Below are 9,604 nucleotides of genomic sequence, written 5' to 3' on the forward strand. Positions count from 1 at the left end.
CTTTGTTTAAATTTTTTGTCAATTTGACGAACAAGGAAAAAGAAATACTCTTTTTCCTTATCTAAATGTTTTCTTCTCAACGGTAAAACCTTCGATGGCTTCCACATCAGGCTCATAACCAATTCCCGGTTGATCAGGAACAGTAATATAACCATCTGTAACCGTAACTTCCGGTGTAATAATATCTTTCTCCCAGTAGCGTGAAGACGCAGCCGTATCGCCTGGCATTGTAAAATTGGATAAAGTTGTCAACGCCACATTATGTGCCCGGCCTATTCCAGATTCGAGCATGCCGCCGCACCAAACAGGGATATCATGGCTTTCACACAAGTCATGAATACGTTTGGATTCGGATAGGCCGCCGACACGTCCAATTTTGATGTTGATAATACGGCAGCTTCCCAATTCAATCGCTTTTCTTGCATCTTCATATGAATGGATGCTTTCATCAAGACAAACCGGAGTGGTAATCGCTTGTTGCAGCTTGGCATGGTCAATAATGTCATCAGATGCCAAAGGCTGTTCCACCATCATCAGATCAAATTCATCCAACGCTTTTAATGTATCAATATCCTTTAACGTATAAGCGGAGTTCGCATCTGCCATGAGCGGAACATCCGGAAACTCTTTTCTTACCTCTCGCATCACGTCAACGTCCCAGCCCGGCTTGATTTTTACTTTCATTCGTTTATAGCCGTCTTCTACCTGCTTTTCAATAATTCGTAAAAGATCCGAAGCTGTTTCCTGGATGCCGATGCTGATGCCGACTTCTATCTTCGATTTTTTTCCACCAAGTGCAGAAGCAAGGGAAACGCCTTTTTGCTGGCTGTACAAATCCCAAACCGCACCTTCAATCGTTGATTTGGCCATATTGTTTTTACGGATATTGGAAAAAACCTCGGAAACTTCATCCGGATGTGTAATTTCCTGATTCAATAACGCAGGAATTAAATAATCCTCTAACATATGCCAGTTCGTTTTCATCGTTTCTTCACTGTACCACGGTGAATGAAAAGCTACTGATTCACCCCAACCTGAGCGGCCATTTTCGTCTTTCGCTTCAAGTAAAATAAAATCTCTGTCCTGAAATGTCCCAAAACTTGTCGTAAATGGAAACTTCAGCTTCATTTGCAAAAGGCGCAACGTTACTTCTTTAATTTTCATGTTTTTCAACTCCCATTAATTCTTGTTTGACCAATTTATAATAATGGACAGGTCCCGTTTGCTCCCGTTCAAGTGCAACCGCCACGAATCCTTTGGCAAACAATGTTTGAAAGATTTTCCGGGTCTTCATCCGCCAATCGATGACAAGCAGTTTGTCTTTCTGTTTCAGTTCCTGGAAAAAGGAAGGAACCGGTACATAGACGGAGTCACAATCCCCAATCCCGGATAGTGCTGAATCAACATCGGCCAGCTTAGGCATGCCTTCCTGTACAGATTCCCAGGATATTTTGAATTGTTTTTCACATTTTGGAATAATAAATTGGCGATCAATCCACCATTCTAATTTGAAACGGTCCGTCGGAAGTCCGGCATTCAGCGAATCATCCATGTCTCCATAACAGTTCTCTACGTATGTTGAGCAAATTCCGCCAAGCTTGGATAAATTCAAATAGGCATTTTTGCTTTCAAGAGGATCATACGTCCACGTCATCATAGTGTATCCCAATTTCAACGCGGCTTCTTTTTGTTCTTCTTTTAACTTTCTTCCAATCCCTTTATGCTGGCAGTCCGGATGAACACCGAGCAGGTGCGAGCATAAATAACTTTTTCCATTGGTATACCCGGGAAAGCTGTAGCTGACTCCTACAGGTTCATCCCCAATGAACGCTCCCAACATCAGTCCGCCATTCTTGACTGCGGTGATTGTTTGATGGATTGGAATCGGCTCCATACCCCAAATGGTTTTCTCTAGTTTTTGTACAAGCTGTAACTCATGAGTTGTATGAAGCGTGCGTATTTCAACCATTTCACTTACCTCTTTTTTTCAAATTAACTAAAGAATAGACCTTCGCTATTCATTCTTTCGTATTCTTCTTTCCGTTTTTCAAATTTAGCTTTGTCTTTGATTGTCACACCTGCCACAACGGCATTGATGAATGAAATCAACGCTGGGGCAATATCCAGGGTGGACATTTCCGCAGAATACAGCGGCAACAGAATATCGGCAATGTCCCGGAGCGGTGCAACCGGCGAATCCGTAATCCCAACAATGCATGCCCCTTTGCTTTTGGCCATTTCTGCAATATGAAGTGTTTCCTTCATATATCGATGAAAAGATAGTGCAACAAAGACAGAATCGCTGTTCATTCCGGAAATCATGGATAAAACATCGTCTGTATCTCTCCGGATCAATTGCACATTTTTTCTGACAATTCCAAGTGAAAAAGCGAGCCAATTTGCCATTGAAAAAGATGATCTCAGCCCGCATATATATACCTTTTCGGCTGATTCCAGCAAATCAACGGCTTTTTGAAAATCAGCTTCATTGATGCGTACGATTGTTTCCCGGATAAACTGGATATCTTTCTCCATAACCTGCTCAAAAAAGCGGGGTTCATCCACTATGTCCAATTTCGAAGAATAATAGTTGGCTAGACTGCTTTTTTCAGAAATAAATTGATCACGTACGTTTTTTTGAAGCTCAGAGTACCCTGACAAGCCAATGGCATAACAAAAACGGATCACTGTCGTCTCACTGAGACCGGTTTTTTCTCCAATCTCTTTGGCAGAATGAAGCGCAAACTCCCTGGGATTCTCAAGCAAATATTTGGCAACCTTTTGCTGTCCCTTTGATAGATTGCCGTATTGGGACTGAACCAATTCCATCAGTTTCATTACTGTTCACCCACATCACATAAAGAAGTTAAAACTTTTAAATTTATTGAATATGAAGTTTAAACTTCATTTTATTTTATAAACTTATCATATTTGGCGTCTGCACACAATGACTTTTCAGATAGTTTGTGGAGATTCATTCCCAGCCATAGAAAATGATCCTTTTCATTTTGCTAAATAAGAAAAGCGCAAGCGCCTTGCCCATCGACGTACAGACTGGAGTGCCTCCGACGAGATAAAGGAAACACGGCGAGGAACGAGCCGATGTTGACTTATCGTAGGAGGAGGTGCGAAGTCTGCTAGTCGATAGGCGCTGGAGCTAGACAACAAATGGCTTTGTTCAAAATTTTAAAGCTAAAAATTCTTATACTTTCTCAGAAATAAAGACACCCTTTTTAATAAGAAAAGGTGCCTTTTCACTTTCTATTGATCACGGACAGGACCGCTTCGTTGATTTCCTGATAGCTCGTGCATCTGCATATGTTAGATGAAAGCCAGCTTTTGATCATTTCTTTTGATGGATTGGGGTGGTTTTCGAGCAATGAATGGCAATTGATGATGAATCCCGGCGTACAGTAGCCGCACTGAAAAGCGAAATGTTCAATAAAAGCACGCTGGATCGGCGTGTCGTGCAATCCCTCGATTGTTGTAATTTTTTGGCCGGCCGCTTCCACAGCCAGCATGATGCACGTTTTAAAAGGGAGCTCCCCAACCATGGCCGTGCAGGCTCCGCAGTCCCCATTCAGGCAGCCGGGCTTCGCACCTGTCAATCCAAGTTTATTGCGGAGGACATGTAAAAGTGTTTCGCCAGCTTGAATTTCAATATCCGCCATTTCACCGTTTATTTCCATTTCTACTGTGAACTTCCGTGTTTCCACTAGGCTCCCTCCAGTTCGTGCAAAAAATCCATCAACAGGTTTCGTAATACGAACAGCCGATACTCCCTTGATCCCTCAATATCATCCAAAATCGGTTCGGGCACATGCTTCAGAGCCCGGTCGACCCTGTTTTCCAAAGTTTCATCTAAACTGCTCAATTCTTTTTCCATCTCTAATGACCGAAACGGAAACGGGCATAGACCGCTGAAGGCAACCCGGATCCGCCCGGCTGCTTTGACCGCCGCGGCGGTAATGAGAGGATAACCGGTTTCCCACTGCTTCCGTATTTTTTGCGCAGTAAAAGGCAGTTGAAGAAAGTCTGTATCTGTTTGAATAGTGACAAGCAATTGGCCTTCTTCCAACTTTAACTCATTAATAGGAACTTCCTTCACTCCTTGAAGATCCGCTATGACGACCTGGCTGTCTGCCAGAAGGAAAGGCAATATCGCTTCCCTGTAAAAAATTTTCCCGCAAATGTTTCCACCAATGGTAATCTTGTTCCGCGCAGTCCGGTCTGCGATCCCACTTGAAACCTCCGTTAATAACGGAAAGCTATTCTCTTCTTCGAGAGTGGTCAAAGGAATAACAGCGCCGACCTTTAAAAACCGTGAAGTTTTTTCCAAAACCATCGTTTCCGGGATTCCTTTGATATCAATAATGGAACGCGGTGTGTCTATGTTCAGCCGGCCAAGCGTTAAAATTTCGGTTCCGCCGGACCAATACATCGGTTCTTTGTTTGCCTGTTTTAATTTCTGGAACAATTCCACTGCTTCCCGCAACTTGGCAGGGCGGTAATATTCCACATAAGCCGGCAGCAATGTTTACGTCCCCCTTTCTTTTGTCCTCCACAACAATTCCGGTGTAAGCGGCAAATGGCGGAGCTCGACTCCAAGGGCCGCGGATAAGCTGTTCGCCAGCGCCGCCGGCATGCCGATCAGGCCATGCTCCCCGACGCCGCGCGCTCCATACGGTGCGTCTATTTGAGGGGTCTCTACAAAATCGACAATATATTCCGGCTGCTCCCCAAAGCGTATCGGCCGGTACGTCCGAAGCTGGGGATTGAGAACCCGCGCATATTTGTCAAAGATAAAGGTTTCCCGCCCCCCGAAGGACAAGCCGATATTCATCGCCCCCATCACCTGTCCTTCGGCTGTCTTTTGATTTAAAACCCTGCCGATATCAATGACGGATACAGCTTTCAGCAACCGATAACGGTATGCTCTCGTATCGATTTCAATTTCCACGCCTTGAGCGCCGACTGTCCATTCGGGCCCCGGCTTGCCCGCACCCGTTTCTTTATCCAGTCTCGTCATATGTCTGAGCGTGTAGGTTCCGCTGCCGATGATCTGGCCGCCGACTGTATTTCCATTGGGATATACAAAGCCATAGGCAATATCTTTTACAGGAATATGGATGTCGGGGTCATCTCGGAGAAACACTTTTTCATACCCCACTTCCAAATCTTCAGCCGGGGCACGCAAAATGCAGGCAGCTCTTTCCTTTAATTGTAAAATCACATCGTCGGCTGCATTGAGAACCGCCCTTCCCGCCATGAACGTTGCCCTGCTCGCAACTGTTTTCCAGTGCTCCGGCGTATTTTGGGTATTCACAAGCATTTGAACATGGATTTTTTCAACCGGCATTTTCAATCTTTCCGCTAAAATCTGTGCCAAAATCGTTTTCGTTCCCGTTCCGATTTCAACGACGCCGGACATTAAATTGATGCTTCCATCCGGGTTGAACGTTAAGATAACTCCGGAGCTTGCGTTCGTATCGATTGTGGAAGTTTTCCAAATGCAGCTGACTCCTTTGGCTCTGATCGTGTTTTCGCCAACTTCGATCCTTTGCCCGTCATCCCAATGGATCAATTCTTTCAATCTGGTAATGCACTTTTGCACGTTCCCGACGCTGCTTCTAGTCAATTTTACTTGGGTAGGTGTCGTATCACCCGGCTTGATTGCGTTATTATATCTGAAATCAAGCGGATCCATGTTCAATTTTTTTGCAAGCATATCCATCGTCCGCTCAAAAGCGAAGTGGACTTCCGAATGGCTGAAACCCCTGAACGGCGCGGGATAAGGATGATTCGTGTACATGCAAAGTGAATCGCAATATATATTTTCAATCCTGTAAGGCCCTGTGCAGTCAACGGCCCCCGCCCTGGCCAGGTCGATCGATTTATCGGAATAAGCGCCGCCGTCCCATAAATAAAGCAGCTCTGCAGCTTTTAAAATTCCGTCCTTTGTGCTGCCGAGCTTCACTGTTGCCTCCAGGCCGATATGTCCGGGAGAGGTAACCATATCTTCTTCGCGGTCATTGACCACTTTCACCAGTCTCCCGTTTACCGCCTTTGAGGCGATATAGGCCAGGATTTCCAGCTGTACGGACGCTTTCCCGCCGTAGGCCCCTCCCACTAAAGGAGTTTTCACAAGAATATTGCCTGTTGGAATGCCAAAATACGTGGCCATCAGCTTTTTGATCATAAAAGGAGCCTGTGATGACGAAGTGATTTCAACCTTTCCGTCTTCATGGATTTGTGCAAAAGAACAGCGGGTTTCCATCGCCGCATGGTCAGATGGATTAAAGGAAAAGGTGGACTGTACAGAAACTTCGCTCTCTTCCCAGCCTTTTCGAATATTTCCTTTGCGGATTTTGATTTTGGAAGCGATATTTGTCCCCGGCACCGGATACACGCCGGCAATTTTTTCATAGCTTCCAAGGTTTTCGTGAAGTAGAGGAGCGCCCGGTTGGAGTGCCGCACTTGGGGAGTTTACAACCGGAAGAGGGGCATATGAAATGTGGATTTGGCTGGCTGCGAGCTGCGCTGTTGCAAGGGTATCCGCGACGACAATGGCGACAACCTCCCCATAATACCGCACCCGGTCAACGGCAATCGGCGGGCGGTCACGCATCTCTTCCCCCGTGAGCGGAAACTTTCCGCCTGTGATCACAGCGCGGACCCCTCTCATTTTTATGGCTTCGGATGTATCAATATGGTTTATTTTAGCGTGGCCGTACGGGCTTGTCACAAGCTTGCCGAACAGCATTTCCTTCGGCTCAAAATCGTTCGTATATTTCGCTTTTCCGGTCACTTTTTCCCAGGATTCCTTCCTGAATACGCTTTGCCCAATGATCTTCATGATTCCAGTCACCCCCAACCGCATCAATGGCATGCTATTTCATCTTATGATCATGATGGCAGAAAAATGATATTGTTGACGGTGTTGCGGGAACATCCAAACATGAATACATTAAGCATAAGGAATAGGGGTGACACTTTTGGAAAATAACACGGCTGAATGGATATATTTGGATATTAACCTGATTACCGCTTTCCTGTTGATATCGGGTCAAATAACAATGAACGGGATGTTTGTTCAACCGGCCGGGGGCTTTTCCATACCACTCCAAGGTCCCATCACAGGGGGAAGGAGATTGGCCGGGAAATCAAAGATAGCCACGATTGTTATAGATTCAATTGACTTGATTTTGGCTCTCCTGTTGATATTTGGCCAAATCAGTGTCAGAGGTACATTGATCGGCTCGGGGTTTTTTTCCATTGTCGTCAGCGGGCCCATCTTCGGAGTACCAAAAACTGAGGTTGCACCGGAGACAAAAAAGCAATTTTTTGATCATCTTGGAGACTACTTTAAAACTTAACACATGGATATGAAAGGTGGTTAATCTTGTGGCGTTAACAGATGTTCCAACGATAAAGCCGTCAAAAGGGGCTCTTTTTATCGTTGCCGTACTGCTGGGGGCTTTCTTATTTTTCGGTACGGAGACCAAACCGGCAGATGCCGGGGCTTATAGATAAAATGGGAGCTTCCGCTTTTGGAGGCTCCTTTTGATGATTAGCTAAAATAGGGTAGCCGGCCTGACTAAATTGGGCTTGTAAAAAAAGTGGCGATGAGCAATAAGGAAGCAGTAACGCTTTCCGGATTATTTTAATGCCGGTTTCTGTATTTTGGACCATCTGATTGGGCCTACAAAAAAGGACAACCAGTCAGATTGCCTACATTTGACCCTTTTTGATTTTTTCCAATTCCTCTCTCGTAAGGCCGGTTACCTCAATTATGAAGGCTTCATCTGTTCCTTTTTTTAGCATGTTTTTCGCAATTTTTATCTTTTCTTGCTTCTCGCCTTCCTTTCGGCCTTCTTCTCTCCCCTTCTTCTCCCACGAAGTGATCAGTTCCATCAGTTCTGCCTCCTCCTTTGGATTGTCATTGGACCGTCCTGTGGGCCTACAAAAAAAGGACAACCAATCAGGTTTGACTCCATCATGCTTTTTTAATTTCTTCCAATTCTTCTTTTGAAAGGCCGGTTACCTCAATTATAAAGGCTTCATCTGTTCCTTTTTTCAACATGTTTTTCGCAATTTTTATCTTTTCTTGTTTCTCGCCTTCTTCTCTCCCCTTCTTCTCCCACGAAGTGATTAATTCCATCAGTTCAGCCTCCTCCTTTGGTTCCATCATTTGAATTTCCTCCATTAAAATCAGCTGTTCTTTTTCATCCAACTTCAAATAGGTTTCAAAGAAGCTCGTCAGCATTTGCATTCTTGCCGGGTCTAGTTGAAGACGGAGAAGCATACGCAAAAATTCTTTCTTTACTTTTACTTTTTCTTTTTTAGTATACCCCATTTTGCTCAATAATGCCGCAGCGATGGGGTTATCCTGTTGTATGTATTGGCGCCATGGCAACTTTTTCAATTCAATTGTGACGTATTTAAATGATACAATTTTTTTAAACGGAAATTGAATTACAAACTCATCAGGTTCAATTTTGTTCTCGTCATAGGTGAATAAAGCAACTGGTAGGATTGGCAAGCGGTGTTTTTCGTAGAGGCGGTTGTGGTAGATGAACATGCGTTCATTGAAGTTTTCTTGGTAATAAGATTGTGGCTCAACGTGAATTAATATAATACTGTCTTCTCCACGCAATCTTGTTTTGACCAGCAGGTCGACAACCTTCTTTTCACCCTCCATCAAGTCGGTAAAGATTTCCTGATTTAAGAAGGTGATATCTGAAAAATCAATGGCTTCGAATGCGTCCGGTAAAAAGAGCATGATGAATTCTTCGAAAAATGTTTCAATCAACAATTTGAACAATCGATCATGGTCAAGCATATTACCCCTCCTATTAAGAACAAACGTTCCGTTTTATTCAGTTTACATCACTAGTTGATTTTTATCAAGAGGGGAACCGAAATATCCGAAAAATAAGGAAGATTGCAAGCCCCCGTTTAGCGACGCACTCCGCAATAGGATAAGGCCTGTGGAAACCTGTTTCAATCGCAAGTCCTCAAAGCCTCATATCTTCTTATACGGTCTGCTTTTTTCATGGTACACCATCCATTCAACGTCATTATGGTAAAATCTATTCAAACAAATAGTCTGGGTGATTTCATGTTTACAAGAAAAGCGTACAGTATAGAAGGCGATCATTCAATTTCGGAACTTTTCAAATTGAAAATTGGCGGGATTGACCAGTGGCTTTACATTAGAGGTGAAGACAAAAGAAAGCCTGTATTGCTTATGCTGCATGGTGGGCCTGGTGCCGCTCAAATCGGCTTTGCCAGAAAGATGCAGAAAAGGCTTGAAAGCCACTTTGTTATGGTGAATTGGGATCAAAGAGGTGCCGGTTTATCTTATGCAAAAGACATTCCTGCAAGTACGATGAATATCCGTCAATTTGTGAAAGATACAATCGAAGTGAGCCATTATCTGCTTGATCGATTCAGCCAAGATAATCTGTACCTTGTCGGACATTCATGGGGAACTGTTATCGGTTTGCTGGCTGTTTACAAGGAACCGCTTCTTTTCAAACGTAAGCGTCAAATAATCCCCACCTGTTTTCAGATGGGGATTTGATTTATGCTTTATTTAGAT

At 44.1% G+C, this 9,604-nt stretch carries 11 protein-coding genes; 3 read left to right on the forward strand and 8 right to left on the reverse strand.

Annotated features, from left to right (window positions below):
* Nucleotides 1–57: 57 nt before the first annotated feature.
* From menC to FS666_RS14225, 6 genes are all read right to left on the reverse strand, one after another.
* On the reverse strand, nt 58–1,164 hold the full coding sequence (gene menC, locus FS666_RS14200) for an o-succinylbenzoate synthase (RefSeq protein WP_144462828.1): 1,107 nt from the start codon (nt 1,162–1,164) through the stop codon (nt 58–60).
* A complete protein-coding gene (locus FS666_RS14205; RefSeq protein ID WP_144462826.1) occupies nt 1,154–1,969 on the reverse strand; it encodes a GNAT family N-acetyltransferase in 816 nt (271 codons plus the stop codon). The genes menC and FS666_RS14205 overlap by 11 nt, the downstream gene beginning before the upstream one ends.
* A gap of 23 nt (nt 1,970–1,992) precedes the next feature.
* On the reverse strand, nt 1,993–2,838 hold the full coding sequence (locus FS666_RS14210; RefSeq protein WP_120075470.1) for a MurR/RpiR family transcriptional regulator: 846 nt from the start codon (nt 2,836–2,838) through the stop codon (nt 1,993–1,995).
* A 416-nt stretch (nt 2,839–3,254) separates the two neighbouring features.
* Nucleotides 3,255–3,689, reverse strand: coding sequence for a (2Fe-2S)-binding protein (locus FS666_RS14215; protein ID WP_144462846.1), 435 nt, complete (start codon nt 3,687–3,689; stop codon nt 3,255–3,257).
* A gap of 26 nt (nt 3,690–3,715) precedes the next feature.
* Nucleotides 3,716–4,534, reverse strand: a complete 819-nt coding sequence (locus FS666_RS14220) for an FAD binding domain-containing protein (RefSeq protein ID WP_144462824.1) — start codon at nt 4,532–4,534, stop codon at nt 3,716–3,718.
* A 3-nt stretch (nt 4,535–4,537) separates the two neighbouring features.
* A complete protein-coding gene (locus tag FS666_RS14225; protein WP_144462822.1) occupies nt 4,538–6,856 on the reverse strand; it encodes a xanthine dehydrogenase family protein molybdopterin-binding subunit in 2,319 nt (772 codons plus the stop codon).
* A gap of 139 nt (nt 6,857–6,995) precedes the next feature.
* On the opposite strand from FS666_RS14225, the gene FS666_RS14230 reads away from it, so the two are divergent.
* Both FS666_RS14230 and FS666_RS20490 read left to right on the forward strand, forming a co-directional pair.
* On the forward strand, nt 6,996–7,376 hold the full coding sequence (locus FS666_RS14230) for a hypothetical protein (protein ID WP_120075466.1): 381 nt from the start codon (nt 6,996–6,998) through the stop codon (nt 7,374–7,376).
* Nucleotides 7,377–7,404: 28 nt separating this feature from the next.
* Entirely contained in the window at nt 7,405–7,533 is a 129-nt protein-coding gene (locus tag FS666_RS20490; RefSeq protein ID WP_260842227.1) for a hypothetical protein, read from the forward strand.
* Nucleotides 7,534–7,731: 198 nt separating this feature from the next.
* On the opposite strand, the gene FS666_RS14235 is transcribed toward FS666_RS20490, so the two are convergent.
* On the reverse strand, nt 7,732–7,914 hold the full coding sequence (locus FS666_RS14235) for an Rpn/YhgA-type helix-turn-helix domain-containing protein (protein WP_120075464.1): 183 nt from the start codon (nt 7,912–7,914) through the stop codon (nt 7,732–7,734).
* An 82-nt stretch (nt 7,915–7,996) separates the two neighbouring features.
* Entirely contained in the window at nt 7,997–8,842 is an 846-nt protein-coding gene (locus FS666_RS14240) for an Rpn/YhgA-type helix-turn-helix domain-containing protein (protein ID WP_144462820.1), read from the reverse strand.
* A 279-nt stretch (nt 8,843–9,121) separates the two neighbouring features.
* On the opposite strand from FS666_RS14240, the gene FS666_RS14245 reads away from it, so the two are divergent.
* A complete protein-coding gene (locus FS666_RS14245) occupies nt 9,122–9,586 on the forward strand; it encodes an alpha/beta fold hydrolase (RefSeq protein WP_186306568.1) in 465 nt (154 codons plus the stop codon).
* Nucleotides 9,587–9,604: the final 18 nt, after the last annotated feature.

This window comes from Siminovitchia fortis (genome assembly GCF_007681465.1).
GTDB lineage: Bacteria > Bacillota > Bacilli > Bacillales > Bacillaceae_C > Siminovitchia > Siminovitchia fortis.